Genomic DNA, 16,193 nt, shown 5'->3' with positions numbered 1-16,193 from the left:
GGAGACGGAATAAATGTTCCGGAGAAGTATATGGCAAGGCAGGACGAAATAAATAGCCTTTTTGCACAGACATCATTTCTTTATGGTGGGAATGCGGATTATATAGATCAACTTTATGCTCAATATGAAAAAGATCCTACCAGTGTTGATTCACAGTGGCGTGCTTTTTTTGAAGGACTTCATGATAATAGAGAAGATGTTCTTAAAAATGCTGAAGGAGCAACATGGCAGCGTGATCATTGGCCATTAAAAGCAGAGGGTGAATTGATTTCTGCTCTTGATGGTGATTGGTCTTCTCTTGAAAAATATTTTGGCGATAAATTAAAGGAAAAAGCAATAACAGGTGCTGCACAAAAGGGAAAAACTTCCAGTGAACAAGATATTATTCGTGCAACACGTGATTCCGTTCATGCAATTATGATGATTCGTGCGTTTCGAGAACGGGGACATCTTCATGCGCAACTTGACCCTCTTCAATTGGCCGAAAAACAAGAAGATTATAAGGAACTTTCTCCAGAAGCTTATGGTTTTACTCCAGCTGATTACGAGCGTCCCATTTTTATTGATAATGTTTTAGGGTTGGAATATGCAACTATTCCGCAAATGCTTGAGATTCTCAATCGTACCTATTGTTCAACAATCGGTGTGGAATATATGCATGTTTCTGATCCGGTTCAAAAAGTATGGCTTCAAGAACGCATTGAAGGGCGAGATAAAAAAAATTCTTTCACACAACAAGACAAGAAAGCTATTCTGAATAAGCTTATTCAGGCAGAGGGATTCGAACAGTTTTTAGACACTAAATATAAAGGTACAAAGCGTTTTGGACTCGATGGTGGTGAGGCGCTGATTCCCGCTCTTGAACAGATTATCAAATGTGGTAGTGCTTTGGGGGTTAGGGAAGTTATTTTAGGAATGGCACATCGTGGTCGTTTAAATGTTCTTTCACAAGTTCTTGCCAAACCGCATAGGGCTATTTTTCATGAATTCAAAGGGGGATCTTACAAGCCTGATGATGTGGAGGGATCCGGTGATGTCAAATATCATTTGGGAACTACCGCTGATCTGGACTTTGATGGTAAAAAAGTTCATTTATCGCTGTTAGCCAATCCATCTCATCTTGAGATTGTTGATCCGGTTGTCATGGGAAAAGCACGTGCTAAACAAGATCAACTTATGGGACCTGCGCATACTGATTTACTCCCATTAAGTGAGCGTTCAAAAGTGATGCCATTGCTTATTCATGGTGATGCCGCTTTTGCAGGACAAGGCGTTATCCAAGAAACTTTTGGTCTTTCAGGTCTTAAAGGTTATCGTGTTGCAGGCTCACTTCATGTTATTATCAATAACCAGATTGGTTTTACAACATCTCCACGTTTTTCACGTTCTTCGCCTTATCCATCAGATGTCGCAAAAATGATTGATGCACCAATTTTCCATGTGAATGGTGATGATCCTGAGGCGGTTGTTTTTGTTGCCAAAATAGCAACAGAGTTTCGCCAAATTTTCCATAAACCAGTGGTTATTGATATGTTTTGTTATCGCCGTTATGGGCATAATGAAGGTGATGAACCTTCCTTTACGCAGCCGCTTATGTATAAAGCAATTCGTAATCATAAAACAACACTTCAACTTTATGGTGACCAATTGGTAGCAGAAGGAATGATTTCTTCAGAAGAGATTGAGCAACAAAAAAAATTATGGCGCGATAAGCTTGAAGGTGAACTTGAAGCGAGTGCTTCTTATAAGCCTAATAAGGCTGATTGGCTTGATGGAAGCTGGACGGGACTCAAAGCTTTTAGTAGTTCTGATGAGCAGCATTCTAGAGCAACCGGTGTTGAAGTAAAAACTTTAAAGGAAATTGGTCAGAAAATTGTTGAAATTCCGGCGAATTTTCACGTTCACAAAACCATTCAACGTTTTTTAAATAATCGTGCTAAAATTTTTGAAACCGGTGAGGGTGTTGACTGGGCAACCGCTGAAGCTTTAGCTTTTGGTTCACTTTGTTTGGAAGGTGCACCGGTTCGTCTTTCCGGTGAAGATGTTGAACGGGGAACTTTTTCACAACGTCATTCAGTTCTTTATGACCAAGAAAATGAGGCGCGTTATATTCCTTTGAATCATTTACAAAAGGGGCAAGCGCTTTATGACGTTGTTAATTCTATGCTTTCTGAAGAAGCTGTTCTTGGTTTTGAATATGGATATTCTCTTGCTGAACCACGAGGATTAACACTTTGGGAAGCACAATTTGGTGATTTCTCTAATGGTGCACAGGTCATTTTTGATCAATTTATTTCATCCGCAGAGCGTAAGTGGCTTCGTATGTCTGGTCTTGTGTGTTTATTGCCTCATGGTTTTGAAGGGCAAGGGCCGGAGCATTCTTCTGCACGTTTAGAACGGTTTCTTCAACTTTGTGCGGAAGATAATATGCAGGTTGCTAATTGTACAACCCCTGCAAATTATTTTCATATTTTGCGTCGACAAATTAAGCGTGATTTCCGGAAGCCATTGATTTTGATGACACCGAAATCACTTTTACGTCATAAGAGAGCTGTTTCTTTTCTCAATGAAATGGGGCCAGAAACAAGTTTTTGTCGTGTGTTGCTTGATGATGCAGAATGTCTCAGAGATTCTGTCATTAAGTTGCAAAAAGATAATAAGATTCGCCGTGTCGTTCTTTGTACTGGTAAGGTTTATTACGACCTTTATGAAGAACGTGAAAAAAGGGGTATTGATGATGTTTACCTCCTTCGTGTTGAACAGCTTTATCCTTTCCCTGCAAAAGTTTTGGTGAATGTATTATCGCGCTTTTTGCAGGCGGAAGTTTTTTGGTGCCAAGAGGAACCAAAAAACATGGGGGCTTGGTCATTTATTGAGCCTTATTTGGAATGGGTTTTGACGCATATTAATGCGCAATATTCACGTGCTCGTTATGCAGGACGTCCTGCGAGTGCGTCACCGGCCTCTGGGTTAATGGTGAAACACCTTGAACAACTGGCTGCGTTTCTTAAAGACGCGTTAGGTTCTTAATTTATTACTACTCTGATGTATGGAAAAATATTATGACTACTGAAATTCGTGTTCCTACTTTGGGCGAATCGGTTACCGAAGCAACGGTTGGCAAATGGTTTAAAAAACTTGGCGAAGCTGTCGCTATGGATGAGCCTTTGGTTGAATTAGAAACTGATAAGGTAACCGTTGAAGTTCCTTCTCCTGTTGCTGGGAAATTATCTGAAATCATTGCAAAAGAAGGCGATACGGTTGAAGTAAATGCTCTTTTAGGAGTGGTGAAAGCTGGAGAAGCTGGTATCTCCCAATCACTTTCACCTTCTGCTACACTTGTTCCAGCGGCTTCATCTGAATCGGAGAAGCCTGCTTTGAGCAGTGCAATGCCTCCTTCTCCTTCAGCAGCAAAATTGATGGCTGAAAATAATGTTGCAAAAAGCGATATTTCAGGTTCTGGAAAACGTGGACAAATTCTTAAAGAAGATGTTCTTGGTGGATTAAAACAAAGTACAAATGCTCCTACACCCTCTTCTTCTGCGACGAGTTCTTCGGCACCTCCTGTCCAAGAAACACGTGAAGAGCGGGTTCGTATGACAAAATTGCGTCAAACAATTGCTCGCCGTCTTAAAGATGCACAAAATGTAGCAGCAATGTTAACCACATTTAATGAGGTTGATATGTCAGCGGTGATGGATTTGCGCAAGCGTTATAAGGATCTTTTTGAAAAGAAACATGGTGTTAAGCTTGGTTTTATGGGTTTTTTTACCAAGGCTGTTTGTCATGCATTAAAAGAACTTCCTGCTGTTAATGCAGAGATTGATGGGACAGATATTGTTTACAAAAACTATGTCAATGTTGGAATTGCTGTTGGAACGGATAAAGGGCTTGTTGTTCCAGTGGTGCGAGATGCAGATCAAATGTCATTGGCAGAGATTGAAAAAGAGATTGGTCGTTTGGGGCGTCTTGCGCGTGATGGAAAATTAGCCGTTTCTGATATGCAGGGCGGAACTTTTACCATTACCAATGGTGGTGTGTATGGATCGTTGATGTCAACACCGATTTTGAATGCACCACAATCTGGTATTTTGGGAATGCATGCGATTAAAGAGCGAGCAATGGTTGTTGAGGGTCAAGTTGTGATCCGCCCCATGATGTATTTAGCGCTTTCTTATGATCACCGTATTGTGGATGGGCAAGAAGCTGTGACTTTCCTTGTGCGTGTTAAGGAAAGCTTAGAAGATCCGGAACGCCTTGTTCTTGATTTGTAAAATACAGTTTTCAGGATGAAAGGAGAAACGGATGTCTTATGATGTGGCTGTGATCGGAGCGGGTCCAGGTGGTTATGTAGCAGCAATAAAAGCGGCGCAACTGGGACTTAAAGTAGCAATTATTGAAAAGCGTACAACATTAGGAGGAACATGTCTCAACGTTGGTTGTATTCCTTCTAAAGCGTTGCTGCATGCTTCAGAAGTGTTTTCTGAAACCCAGCATGGTTTTGAAACGCTTGGTATTTCTATTGGTAAATCTAAGCTTAATCTTGAACAAATGATGGTTCATAAGAAAGCTGTGGTGACAGCCAATACGAGTGGTGTTTCTTTTTTGATGAAAAAAAATAAAGTTGATACTTTTTTTGGGACAGCCAAAATTTTGAGTGCGGGTCATGTGGAAGTTGTTGCCAGAGATGGTAATAAACAAACAATTGAGACAAAAAATATTATTATTGCTACCGGTTCAGAGAGTTCAGGCATTCCAGGGGTGAATGTTGAAATTGATGAAAAGACTATTGTTTCTTCTACGGGAGCTCTTTCACTTGAAAAAGTACCAACGCATATGATTGTAGTAGGTGCTGGTGTCATTGGTTCAGAACTTGGATCAGTTTGGAGCCGTTTAGGTGCTAAGGTGACCATTATTGAGTATCTTAATAAAGTTTTGGGCTCAATGGATGGTGAAGTTTCACGGCAATTTCAGAAATTAATGGAAAAACAGGGGATTGAATATAAAACGGGTGCAAAGGTAACAGCTGTTACACAATCTGGCTCAACTGCTCAGGTGAGCTTTGAATCTGTCAAAGGTGGTGAATCTGAAACTTTAGAGGCTGATGTTGTGCTTATTGCTACTGGACGTTCTCCTTATACAGAGGGGCTTGGATTACAAGAGGCTGGTGTTCAGTTAGATGAACGCGGATTTATTGCAATTGATGCTCATTGGCAGACGAATGTTCCAGGAATTTATGCGATTGGTGATGTCGTAAAAGGACCAATGCTAGCACATAAAGCAGAGGAAGAAGGCGTTGCTGTGGCAGAAATTTTGGCAGGTCAAAAAGGGCATGTTAATTTTGATGTTATTCCTAGTGTTGTTTATACACAGCCGGAAATTGCGAGTGTAGGAAGGACAGAAGAAGAGCTAAAAACTGCTGGTATTGAATATAATGTTGGCAAATTTCCTTTTATGGCCAATGGTCGTGCACGTGCAATGCAAAAGAGTGATGGGTTCGTTAAAATCCTTTCTGATAAAAAAACAGATCGGGTATTAGGGGGGCATATTCTTGGATTTGGTGCTGGTGAAATGATCCATGAAATTGCAGTTTTAATGGAATTTGGAGGTTCATCAGAAGATCTGGGACGTTGTTGCCATGCACATCCTACCTTATCAGAAGCCGTGCGTGAGGCAGCTTTGGCAACATTTGCTAAACCACTTCATATTTAAAAAGCTTTTAAAAAGTAAATTTTAAAAGGCACATGAGGCAGAAAATATTTGTGAAGCATGCAACAACATTTTAAAACTTTAAAAAAGAATATAACCAATTGTATTGAAATGTTCCATTTGTTGTATGCTTTTCGATAATTACTGTTTTAGATATCTGTTGTGCAGTTTTGATTGATTATTCTGTTGTGCACTATCGTTTAGAGCGGTGGTGTTTAGTCTATGTAAAGTTTTATATATGGGGTAGTTTTTATACTGTTATAAAATATTTAAGATAGGATTCTGAGCCTATCTGGGTGCTTTGTGTTAAGAAGACATCTCTCAAAATGCTCAAATCTACTTCGCGAGGGTGTTCGTGAATGGTATAGCTGTAAAAGTTCCTCTTGAAATATATGAAATTCATTCAAACTGTTATAAGACCTATTGTGCACCATCATCTTTATGTTTAGTAAAAGTACACGCTGGCATTATAATACACTTTTTCAGTTCTTAATATTGCTAAAGCTCTTTATTATTTGAGAATTTTCATAAGAGAATTTTTATTCTGTTCTTTTATCATTTTACCTCACACGCTCGTTTTGTTTGTGATGTGCAGACAAAAGATTTTAATTACTTCAATGTGAGAGAGTTTGTGATTAAGAGAATTTTACAGTATTCAGCGTTATGAATCAAGTTGAAAATGATGATTTATTGTTATAAATCAAATCGTTATATATGAAGAGGGAAGTCAAAAGGAATTCACTCAAAGAAATTGAATTGTTTAATGATTGGTGTAGGTTAAGGATCTTTGTCATTTAAGATGAAGAGGCGAGGAATTGAATATTCTACAAAATACCGCTCTTCTTTAAAAGAGCGGTATTTTTATATCTTTTGTTTATGACACTATCTTTTTGATGATAATGACAAGTTATACAGTGTGATTAAATTAGTTTTTTCTTCTCTGTTTTTCTTGATCATTGCTCGCTATGTCTTAAAAAGATGCTATGTCTCTTCTTTAGGGTTGTTAAGAAATCGCAATGTTGCCAAAATATAACGAATAGCTAAAATTTTTTTGAAAACCATAATTACACGAGAATATTAAGTTTGTTTTCATTGGGCAGTTTTGTGATAACTTAAAAAATCAAGCATATGCTTTCTATAGGTATTAAAATTGTAATTTTTTATCCTCTTGTTGTTCTCTTATAAAAGTGGGAAGCCCCATATGATCAAGATATTTAAGGAAAGGGTGGGGTGGTAATTCTTCCACATTGACCATAGTTTTAACATCCCATTCACCTGTGGCAATAAGAAGAGCTGTTGCCGCTGCTGGTACGCCAGCCGTATAGGAAATGCCTTGTGCCCCAGTTTCATGAAAAGCTTGTTTGTGATCGGCTATATTATAGATAAAAATTTCTCGCAGGTGTCCATCTTTTTCGCCTTTAATAAGATCTCCGATACAGGTTTTTCCTGTGTAGTCTGGGGCGAGAGAGGAAGGGTCGGGTAAGACGGCCTTTACGACTTTCAAGGGCACGACTTCTTGTCCTTCTGCTGTCTTAATGGGCTGTTCAGATAAGAGACCAAGATTTTTTAGAACCGTAAAAACAGTGATATAACGATCACCAAATCCCATCCAGAAACGGACATTCTCTACATCAAGATTTTTGGAAAGTGAATGAATTTCATCATGTCCTGTCATATAGGCTTTTTGTTTTCCCACAACGGGAAGATCCCATTCATGGCTGATTTCAAACATTTTATTGGAAGTCCATTTTTTATTTTGCCATGACCATACTTGTCCTGTAAATTCACGGAAGTTAATTTCTGGATCAAAATTTGTAGCAAACCAACGTCCATGATTTCCGGCATTAATATCAATAATATCAATATCTGTGATTTTATCAAAATAATCATCGCGCGCTAATGCTGCATAAGCATTCACTACACCTGGGTCAAAACCTGCTCCTAAAATAGCGGTTATACCAGCTTTTTCACATTCTGGACGCCGAGGCCATTCATAATTGCCATACCAAGGAGGTGTTTCACAAATTTTCAATGGGTCTTCATGAATTGCGGTATCGATATAAGCGCATTTGGTTTCAATACAAGCTGAAAGAACAGACATATTAAGAAAGGCAGAACCAACATTAATGACAATTTCGCATTTGGTCTTTTGGATGAGCTTTATAGTTTCTTCTACATTCATGGCATTGAGCGAATGGCTTTTGAGAACACCTTGCTCTTTCATTGTGTTTTTTTCTTTAATAGAAGCAATGATGGCTTCACATTTTTTGAGTGTTCGTGACGCAATATGAATTTCACCAAGAATATCATTGTTTTGAGCACATTTGTGTGCAACAACTTGTGCAACACCTCCAGCACCAATAATGAGAACATTTTTTTTCATTGTAGGTCCATCTCCCTTTTTAATACTGTTGTATGACGTTTTTTATGGTTTATCTTTATGAAAGGCTTTCCTGATAGTCGCTATAGCTGAATTGGCGTTGAAGTGTTAATGTACCATCGCACTCTTTGAGAACAATAGCAGGCATTGTAACGCCATTAAACCAGTTTTTCTTGACCATTGTATAACCTGCTGCATCCTGAAAAGACAGTCTATCGCCTATTTTAAGAGGTTTTTGAAATTGAAATGTTCCAAAAATATCGCCGGCAAGACAAGATTTTCCACAAATCATAATTTCGTGTGGTCCTTGATTAGGTTCTAATTTAGCATTTTCACGATAAATGAGAAGATCAAGCATATGTGCTTCAATTGAGCTATCAACGATGGCTAGATTCTTTTCATTATACAATGTGTCAAGAACACTGACTTCTAATGTGGTGCTTTTGGTAATAGCAGCTTCTCCTGGTTCTAGAAAAAGAGTGACACCATGAGTTTTAGAAAATTGTTTTAAGCGTTTTGCGAAAGCTTCTAGAGGATAATTTTCAGCCGTAAAATGGATTCCACCGCCAAGGCTTATCCAGTCAACAGCAGAAAAAAGTTCTGCAAATTTTTCTTCCATATACCCAAGCATTTGGTTAAAAAGATTAAAGTCAGCATTTTCACAATTGTTATGGATCATCAATCCGTTGATAAGTGGCAGAATTTCTTTGATAGCGCTTTGGTTTGTTTCTCCTAAGCGGCTAAAAGGGCGTGAGGGGTTGGCAAGATCAAAATTTGATGCGCTCATTCCTGGGTTTAACCTTAAACCTCTTTGAATGGTTTTTGTTGCATCAGAAAAGCGTTGAAGCTGTTGGATGGAATTAAAGATGATTTTATCTGCATAACCACAGGCTTCATCAATTTCATCATCTGCCCAAGCCACTGAATAAGCATGGGTTTCTTTGCCAAATTTTTCTCTTCCTAAACGTAGTTCATAAAGGGATGATGATGTGGTTCCATCCATGAACTCAGACATTAAATCAAAAACACTCCATGTGGCAAAACATTTTAAAGCAAGTAAAATTTTAGCTCCGGACATTTCCCGTAAATGAGAAATTGTTTGCATGTTTTTGATGAGTTTCGATTTGTCTATAAGATAATAGGGGGTTTTTATCATCATTTATTCATTCTTTTTTGAAGGATCTTATTGCCAAGATCAACGTTTAGTACAAAGAGTAACAGAATGTCTCAAGAAAAAAGAATCTTAAGAAAAGAATCTGTTTCTGTCTAGCAAGAGAAAGGCTTTCTGTAATTACTGTTGTTTATTATGTTGAGTTTTTTGTTATGAGTATGAAAAAAAAATTATATTATGCTTTAGCTTTTGTATTTGTTAGCATTTTTTTCATTATAACAACCACTCTTGTTAATTGGGGGCAAAATAGAAGTAACGCTAAAGCCAAACTGGTTACTCATACTTCTGTCCAAGATAGTTCGGTGCCTCTGATTTTTACGGGGCGTAGAGAACTTAATGGTTTCAAAGGTTATCGTCATTATCGGCGTGGTTATCGTAAATACAGTGATAATTGGTGGTATCCTGAAGTGGCATTTGTTACATCACCGCACTTAAGCACAAAAGGCGCATCATTAAAAGTTGTACCAGATGCTAAAAAAGTGTTTTTAACGTCTTCTTCGGAAAAATTAGAAAAAAAAGAGCCATGGATGCTTAAACAACATATTGAATCTTGCCGTGCGCGTTATCGCTCTTATAATAAAAATGATAATAGTTTTCAGCCTTTTCATGGGGGGCGTAGGCAGTGTTTATCACGCTTTTTTAAAGGATAGAAATTAAATAAAATTTTAATTGCTTCTTGTCGTGGGCGTTATTGTTCTTACAATAAAGAGAAGACTTGTGTGGTGCGCAGTATTTTCATGCAAGCATTGTTTTTTTTAAAATTTAAATGCTTTTAAGTTTTATTAAATCTTATTATCATTAAGTGTGGAATGGGGGGTGAGAATATAAGTTTTTGTTTTGTCGATGACAAAATATTAAGGTAAAATGGAGTTTAAAGAATGACAACACGGGAAGCAATGTTGGTATTGCTCGTTTTGCTTCCTTTTGGTGGAAGTGCTGTCATTGGCTTTTTTCGTTCGACAGCAAAAAATAATGAAGCGTGGTTTGCTGGGGTCGTCGCACTTTTCTGTCTTATTTTTACAATAATGCTTTATCCGGAAGTTCGCGGAAACCACATAGTGCGTTTAGATATTTCTTGGCTTCCAGAATGGGGAAGCGATTTGATTCTCCGCATAGATGGTTTGTCCTGGCTTTTTTGCTTGCTTATTACAGGGATTGGGCTGCTTGTTGTCATTTATTCACGTTATTACATAGATCCAGCGGATTCTGTACCGCGTTTTTTTTCCTTTTTTTTGGCCTTTATGGGATCAATGATAGGAATAGTTTTATCAGGTAATCTCGTCTTTTTGGTTGTTTTCTGGGAACTTACCAGTATTTTTTCTTTTTTGCTGATCGGCTATTGGTACCATAATGCAAGTGCGCGTGAGGGTGCGCGTATGGCTCTAACGATCACAGGTTTTGGCGGCTTTGCTCTTTTTATTGGAGTTTTATTGATTGGGTATACTGTTGGCAGTTTTGATTTGGATAAGGTGCTACAGTCTGGAGATATGATCCGGTCAAGTTCTCTTTATAGTCCTATCCTTATTTGTATTTTATTGGGAGGGTTAACAAAAAGCGCGCAATTTCCCTTTCATTTTTGGCTACCTAACGCGATGGCTGCTCCAACTCCCGTATCGGCTTATTTGCATTCGGCAACAATGGTAAAAGCGGGATTGTTTTTGCTTGTTCGTTTATGGCCTGTGCTCTCTGGAACAGAATCTTGGTTTTGGCTGGTTGGCTTTTCAGGACTCTCAACTCTTCTTCTAGGTGCCTATTTTTCCATGTTTCAGCAAGACTTGAAAGGACTGCTTGCTTACTCGACTATTAGTCATCTTGGATTAATTACAACACTTTTAAGTCTTGGTAGTCCACTTGCATGTGTTGCGGCGATCTTTCATATGGCCAATCATGCTACTTTTAAAGCTTCTTTATTTATGGCTGCTGGCATTATTGATCACGAGACGGGAACACGTGATATGCGTAAACTGTCAGGGCTTTATCGTTCTATGCCTATCACAGCAACTCTTGCTTTAGTTGCGAGTGCAGCGATGGCTGGGGTTCCTTTGTTGAATGGTTTTTTATCGAAAGAGATGTTTTTTGCTGAAGCTGTTGAAACGCATATGGAATCATGGCTCGATTGGATTGCGCCTTATGTGGCAACGCTAGCTAGTCTGTTTAGTGTGACCTATTCTATACGCTTTATTCATGGCGTTTTTTTAGGACCAAAGCCTGACAATTTACCCAAGACTCCCCATGAACCACCGCATTTCATGCGTTTACCAATGGAGCTTTTGGTGTTTATTTGTTTAGCGGTTGGTATTTTTCCTAATTTAACAATAGGACCTATTTTAGATAATGCGGTCGTGTCTGTTTTAGGACCAATGACAATTCCTTATAGTTTGGCTGTTTGGCATGGGTTTAACACTCCATTAGTGATGAGCTTTGTTGCATTATTAGGGGGCGGATTGCTCTATGCTGTTGGGCATCGTTATTTTTTATCCTGTGATGATGGGGCTCCTTTTTTCCGTCACTTAAAAGGACCGCGTATTTTTGAACGCATTCTCGTAATTATTTCTTGGAAATGGGCACGTGCGGTGGAGTCTGCTTTGTCAACACGCCGTTTGCAGATCCAATTGCATTGGATTTTTTGGGTCTGTTTTGCCTTTGTTGGTCTTTTACTTTGGTGCGATGGTTTCATTCCAGTGGGGACATTACCGCTTTTTCCACTTGATATTCCTTTTCTCGCTCTTTGGCTGGTTGGCGGATTATGTGCGCTTTTAGTTGCTTGGCGAGCAAAGTTTCATCGTCTTGCTTCACTTATGCTTTTAGGGGGAGCTGGTTTGATGACTTGTGCAACCTTTTTATGGCTTTCTGCTCCTGATTTAGCAATAACACAATTGGTTGTTGAGGTTGTTACAGTCGTTTTATTATTGCTTGGTTTACGGTGGTTGCCTAAACGTTTGCATGACCCTGGGCCAGCTGCTGTTCATTTTTGGGTTCGCTTGCGTCGTTTCCGTGATTTCATCATATCCCTTGTAGGAGGTGCTGGTGTAGCATGGCTTTCTTTTGCAGTGATGACACGTCCCCAAGGTACAACGATTTCTGATTTTTTTCTAACGCATGCTTACTCAGATGCTGGTGGTCGCAATGTTGTGAATGTGTTATTGGTTGATTTCCGTGGTTTTGATACCATGGGAGAAATTGTGGTTTTGGGTGTTGTTTCCCTTACTGTTTTTGCACTCTTACGACGTTTTCGTCCTGCGCCTGAGAGTATTGATGCGCCTTTTCAACAACGTATCCAGAAAGCCTTTGATATAGCACAGCCTAATCGAAATGTGGGAGATACAGTATTGAATTATTTAGCTGTTCCTGCTGTTATTATGGGTTGGCTCTTTCCGATTATTATCGCTTTTGCTATTTATTTATTCATGCGAGGGCATGATCTGCCAGGAGGTGGATTTGTCGGTGGTATTACTTTGGCAATAGGATTTATTTTACAATATCTTGCACGCGATATTCGGTGGGTGGAAACGCATTTGAGAGTTTTACCTTTGCGTTGGATAGGCTTTGGTTTATTATTGTCAGTCGTAACGGGGATGAGCTCTTGGTTTTTTGGATATCCTTTTTTAACATCCTTTTTTCGATATATTCATCTTCCGTTAATTGGGAAAGTTCCCATGGCATCTGCTTTTTTGTTTGATTTTGGTGTGCTTTCTCTTGTGTTAGGAGCAACTGTTCTCATTTTAATTGCACTTGCACACCAGTCAATTCGGAGTTACCGAATCGGTAAGAAACCTATTTTAAAAGAGAAGGAAAATTAATGGAAATTGTTCTTTCTTTGGGTATCGGTGTTTTTGTCGGATCAGGTATTTGGCTTGTTTTGCGTCCACGTACTTTTCAAGTCATTCTTGGTTTGTCCTTGATCTCCTATGGTGTTAATCTTTTTATATTTTCAATGAGTAGACCGCGTAGTAATGCTGCTCCAATTGTTGATCCTACCACTGTTATTAATCCAGCTAATTATGTCGATCCTCTCCCACAAGCCTTGGTTTTAACTGCGATTGTGATTGGTTTTGCAACAACAGCTTTATTTTTAGTTATCTTGTTGGTTTCACGTGGTTTAACGGGTTCTGATCACGTTGATGGACGTGAGGTGCAATAATGGAAATAGGAGTGCATCATCTCCTTATTTTGCCTATTCTTTTGCCGTTAATCACTGGAGCACTTCTTCTTTTTTATGATGAACGTCGTGCAAGACTTAAATCATTCATCAGTCTTTCTTCTGCGGGACTGTTGGTCGTTACTGCCATTTTATTGATTATACGTACTCTTGAAATAGCACCGGCTTGCGATGTTTATCGACTTGGTAATTGGCCGTCTTCTTTTGGAATTGTTTTAGTCCTTGATCGCTTAAGCGCTATGATGCTTTTACTTTCCAGCTTGTTGGTGACTAGCGTGTTGGTTTTTGCGCGGGCTCATTGGTACAAAGCTGGTTCTCATTTTCAGTCACTAATGCAATTTTTTATGGTGGGGATAAATGGTGCTTTTTTGACTGGCGATTTATTTAATTTATTTGTGTTTTTTGAAGTTATGTTAACGGCTTCCTATGGGCTTGCTTTGCATGGTTCTGGTCAGACGCGCGTGCGTGCAGGGTTGCATTATGTTGTGGTTAATCTTGTTGCTTCATTATTTTTTTTAGTTGGTATAGCGCTCATTTATGGAGTCGTTGGTACTCTTAATATGGCCGATTTGGCTGTTAAAATAAAATATATATCTTCTACAGATATTGTTTTGTTCGAAATAGGTGTTGCACTTTTAGGTATTGCTTTTTTGCTTAAAGCGGGTATGTGGCCGCTTAATTTTTGGTTGGTGCCAACTTACAGTGCAGCAGCAGCGCCTGTTGGAGCTTCTTTTGCACTTTTGAGCAAGGTTGGTATTTATATTATTTTACGTTTAACGTTGCTATGGTTTGGTCCTGAAAGTGAATATTTTAACCATTTTGGTCATACAGTTTTGTTTTATGGTGGGCTTGCCACTATGATTATTGGTTTTATTGGAGTATTGGCGAGCCAAGTTTTGGTGCGTTTGGCAGCTTATAGCGTTCTTGTCTCTTCTGGCACATTGTTGGCTGCGATCGGGATAGGCAATGCAGCACTGACAGCAGGCGCACTTTTTTATATTGTTTCTTCAACTTTAGCACTGGGAGCTTTTTTTCTTTTGGTAGAGTTGGTAGAACGCTGTCAAGATGTGGCTGCTAATGTTCTTGCTGTCACAATGGAGGTGTATGGTGACGATGAAGAGGAGGAAGAAGATGAAGTTGGCATCTATTTTCCAGTAACCTTGGCAATTCTTGGAGCTTGTTTTGGTATCTGTGCCATTTTGATTATTGGATTGCCGCCTTTTTCTGGTTTTGTTGCTAAATTTATGATGTTCATGGCAATTTTAAACCACAGTAGAGAGGATTTTTCTGCTTCTCTTCCGGTTTACCAAGATTGGCTTTTTGTAGTTTTTGTCACTCTCTCTGGTTTTGCGGCTTTGATTGCATTGACACGAACGGGTATCCGAACTTTTTGGGTTTCTCTTGAAGGGCGTATTCCTCGTGTGCAAGTGATAGAATTTGCGCCTATTGCCGTTCTCCTTGCTTTGTGTTTTCTTATAACAATTGTAGCCAGTCCTGTTAGTCATTATATGTCTGAAACTGCTAAGACTTTGTATGAACCTCAAAACTATATTGGGAGCGTTTTAACGGATTTTTCTCTCGAAAATAGGGAGATAAGTAAATGAATCGTTTTTGTCCTTCCCCTTTTTTCAGTGGTGTCATTGTCCTTATGTGGCTTATTTTAAATGGTTTTAGTTTAGGGCAATTGCTTTTAGGGATTTTAACCGCTTTGTTTTGTGGTTGGATGATACGGCTTCTGGAGCCGGAGAAGGTTGTTATTAAAAGCTGGAGTGCGGTTTTTCGTCTCGTTTTTCGAGTATTTATAGATTCTATATTCTCAAATGTTTCGGTGGCTTGGTTTGTTTTAACAAAAAGGTCTCGAGAGCAGAAATCTGGTTTTATTGTAGTACCTCTTCTGCTTCATAATCGCACTGCTTTGGCTATTTTAGCATGCATCCTTTCGGCAACCCCTGGAACTGCTTGGGTTGCCTATAATAGTAAAAAGGGTGAACTTTTGCTTCATGTCTTAAATTTAAAAAATGGATATGATTACAAACAGTTGATCAAACAACGGTATGAGCAATTGCTTTTGGAGATTTTTTTATGAGTATGGTGATTCTTTATTGGGGGCTTTTCTTTTCACAGTTTTTTTTAAGTTTAGCGGTGATTTTCGCGCTGTTTCGGTTGATTCGTGGTCCACGGGCGCAGGATAGAATTGTTGGTTTGGATGCCCTTTATATAACCACTATTCTTTTGTTTCTTACATTCGATATTCGTTCAGGAACAACCACTTATTTTGTCGCAGCTCTCATTATTGGATTGTTGGGATCTGTCTCAAGCATCGCTTTGGCGAAATTTCTTATGCGGGGGGAGATTATTGAATGAAAGATGATATATCGCTTGTGGTTGCTATTGCTATCACAGTTTTCTTAATATTAGGGTCTGGATTGACATTGATCGCAACGATAGGTTTGGTGCGTTTTTCCAATTTTTATAAGCGTTTGCATATGCTTTCAGTATGTACGAGTTGGGGCGTTGGTAGTATTCTTATTTCTTCATTTCTTTATTCAATATTTGTGGACCATTATTTTGTTTTTCATGAAGTGTTGCTGATGTTTTTTTTGTTTTTAACAGCACCGGTAGCTTCTATGTTGCTCTCACATACAGCAGCTTATCGACATCATTCAGAAGAACAGTCAGAAAAACCGCTGGCTCTTTTATTACACAAGACGGAGGAAAAGTTACCCACGTCAGAAGGAACATCAAGAGATGAGAGCCAGCGCGGTTCTTGAAAT

The 16,193-nt window shown here is 38.9% G+C and carries 12 protein-coding genes; 10 read left to right on the top strand and 2 right to left on the bottom strand.

The window, feature by feature from the left end; translation table 11 throughout:
- Positions 1-30 precede the first annotated feature (30 nt).
- From ACFIMP_RS01585 to lpdA, 3 genes are read left to right on the top strand one after another with little or no spacing between them, the layout of a single operon-like run.
- Positions 31-3,030 (top strand): 2-oxoglutarate dehydrogenase E1 component, encoded by a 3,000-nt coding sequence (locus ACFIMP_RS01585; RefSeq protein WP_375685922.1) that lies wholly within the window; start codon positions 31-33, stop codon positions 3,028-3,030.
- A 32-nt stretch (positions 3,031-3,062) separates the two neighbouring features.
- Positions 3,063-4,274 carry a 2-oxoglutarate dehydrogenase complex dihydrolipoyllysine-residue succinyltransferase gene (gene odhB / locus ACFIMP_RS01580; protein WP_375612752.1) on the top strand — a complete coding sequence of 404 codons (1,212 nt, stop codon included), beginning with the start codon at positions 3,063-3,065 and terminating at the stop codon, positions 4,272-4,274.
- A gap of 31 nt (positions 4,275-4,305) precedes the next feature.
- A complete protein-coding gene (gene lpdA / locus ACFIMP_RS01575) occupies positions 4,306-5,712 on the top strand; it encodes a dihydrolipoyl dehydrogenase (protein WP_375611323.1) in 1,407 nt (468 codons plus the stop codon).
- A gap of 1,141 nt (positions 5,713-6,853) precedes the next feature.
- Here the strand turns inward: lpdA and ACFIMP_RS01570 are convergent.
- Both ACFIMP_RS01570 and ACFIMP_RS01565 read right to left on the bottom strand, forming a co-directional pair.
- Positions 6,854-8,092 (bottom strand): saccharopine dehydrogenase family protein, encoded by a 1,239-nt coding sequence (locus ACFIMP_RS01570; protein ID WP_375628551.1) that lies wholly within the window; start codon positions 8,090-8,092, stop codon positions 6,854-6,856.
- Between the two features lie 55 nt (positions 8,093-8,147).
- Positions 8,148-9,245: a carboxynorspermidine decarboxylase gene (locus tag ACFIMP_RS01565; protein ID WP_375612883.1), complete on the bottom strand. Its 1,098-nt coding sequence runs from the start codon at positions 9,243-9,245 to the stop codon at positions 8,148-8,150.
- 167 nt (positions 9,246-9,412) lie between these two features.
- On the opposite strand from ACFIMP_RS01565, the gene ACFIMP_RS01560 reads away from it, so the two are divergent.
- The 7 genes from ACFIMP_RS01560 to mnhG all read left to right on the top strand — a co-directional run bounded on the left by ACFIMP_RS01560 (position 9,413) and on the right by mnhG (position 16,190).
- Complete coding sequence (locus tag ACFIMP_RS01560) at positions 9,413-9,910, top strand: BA14K family protein (RefSeq protein ID WP_375612750.1); 498 nt, start codon at positions 9,413-9,415, stop codon at positions 9,908-9,910.
- Positions 9,911-10,138: 228 nt separating this feature from the next.
- Positions 10,139-13,060 (top strand): monovalent cation/H+ antiporter subunit A, encoded by a 2,922-nt coding sequence (locus ACFIMP_RS01555; protein ID WP_375638136.1) that lies wholly within the window; start codon positions 10,139-10,141, stop codon positions 13,058-13,060.
- Positions 13,060-13,401, top strand: coding sequence for a Na+/H+ antiporter subunit C (locus ACFIMP_RS01550; RefSeq protein WP_273790150.1), 342 nt, complete (start codon positions 13,060-13,062; stop codon positions 13,399-13,401). The genes ACFIMP_RS01555 and ACFIMP_RS01550 overlap by 1 nt, the downstream gene beginning before the upstream one ends.
- Complete coding sequence (locus tag ACFIMP_RS01545; protein WP_375611319.1) at positions 13,401-15,023, top strand: monovalent cation/H+ antiporter subunit D; 1,623 nt, start codon at positions 13,401-13,403, stop codon at positions 15,021-15,023. The genes ACFIMP_RS01550 and ACFIMP_RS01545 overlap by 1 nt, the downstream gene beginning before the upstream one ends.
- Positions 15,020-15,505, top strand: coding sequence for a Na+/H+ antiporter subunit E (locus tag ACFIMP_RS01540; protein ID WP_375612748.1), 486 nt, complete (start codon positions 15,020-15,022; stop codon positions 15,503-15,505). Before ACFIMP_RS01545 ends, ACFIMP_RS01540 begins: the two co-directional genes overlap by 4 nt.
- Entirely contained in the window at positions 15,502-15,783 is a 282-nt protein-coding gene (locus ACFIMP_RS01535; protein WP_375606068.1) for a K+/H+ antiporter subunit F, read from the top strand. The genes ACFIMP_RS01540 and ACFIMP_RS01535 overlap by 4 nt, the downstream gene beginning before the upstream one ends.
- Positions 15,780-16,190: a monovalent cation/H(+) antiporter subunit G gene (gene mnhG / locus ACFIMP_RS01530; RefSeq protein WP_375612747.1), complete on the top strand. Its 411-nt coding sequence runs from the start codon at positions 15,780-15,782 to the stop codon at positions 16,188-16,190. Before ACFIMP_RS01535 ends, mnhG begins: the two co-directional genes overlap by 4 nt.
- Positions 16,191-16,193: the final 3 nt, after the last annotated feature.

Source organism: Bartonella sp. AP65SXKL (assembly GCF_042195725.1).
Lineage (GTDB): Bacteria > Pseudomonadota > Alphaproteobacteria > Rhizobiales > Rhizobiaceae > Bartonella.
Note: the sequence above shows the minus strand (reverse complement) of the source record. Positions and strands in the feature narration are given on the sequence as shown.

Excerpts from the sequence above, each read along its gene's own strand:
- ACFIMP_RS01585 (WP_375685922.1), top strand. The coding sequence starts at position 31 with ATGGCAAGGCAGGACGAAATAAATAGCCTTTTTGCACAGACATCATTT.
- odhB (WP_375612752.1), top strand. The coding sequence starts at position 3,063 with ATGACTACTGAAATTCGTGTTCCTACTTTGGGCGAATCGGTTACCGAA.
- lpdA (WP_375611323.1), top strand. The coding sequence starts at position 4,306 with ATGTCTTATGATGTGGCTGTGATCGGAGCGGGTCCAGGTGGTTATGTA.
- ACFIMP_RS01570 (WP_375628551.1), bottom strand. The coding sequence starts at position 8,092 with ATGAAAAAAAATGTTCTCATTATTGGTGCTGGAGGTGTTGCACAAGTT.
- ACFIMP_RS01565 (WP_375612883.1), bottom strand. The coding sequence starts at position 9,245 with ATGATAAAAACCCCCTATTATCTTATAGACAAATCGAAACTCATCAAA.
- ACFIMP_RS01560 (WP_375612750.1), top strand. The coding sequence starts at position 9,413 with ATGAGTATGAAAAAAAAATTATATTATGCTTTAGCTTTTGTATTTGTT.
- ACFIMP_RS01555 (WP_375638136.1), top strand. The coding sequence starts at position 10,139 with ATGACAACACGGGAAGCAATGTTGGTATTGCTCGTTTTGCTTCCTTTT.
- ACFIMP_RS01550 (WP_273790150.1), top strand. The coding sequence starts at position 13,060 with ATGGAAATTGTTCTTTCTTTGGGTATCGGTGTTTTTGTCGGATCAGGT.
- ACFIMP_RS01545 (WP_375611319.1), top strand. The coding sequence starts at position 13,401 with ATGGAAATAGGAGTGCATCATCTCCTTATTTTGCCTATTCTTTTGCCG.
- ACFIMP_RS01540 (WP_375612748.1), top strand. The coding sequence starts at position 15,020 with ATGAATCGTTTTTGTCCTTCCCCTTTTTTCAGTGGTGTCATTGTCCTT.
- ACFIMP_RS01535 (WP_375606068.1), top strand. The coding sequence starts at position 15,502 with ATGAGTATGGTGATTCTTTATTGGGGGCTTTTCTTTTCACAGTTTTTT.
- mnhG (WP_375612747.1), top strand. The coding sequence starts at position 15,780 with ATGAAAGATGATATATCGCTTGTGGTTGCTATTGCTATCACAGTTTTC.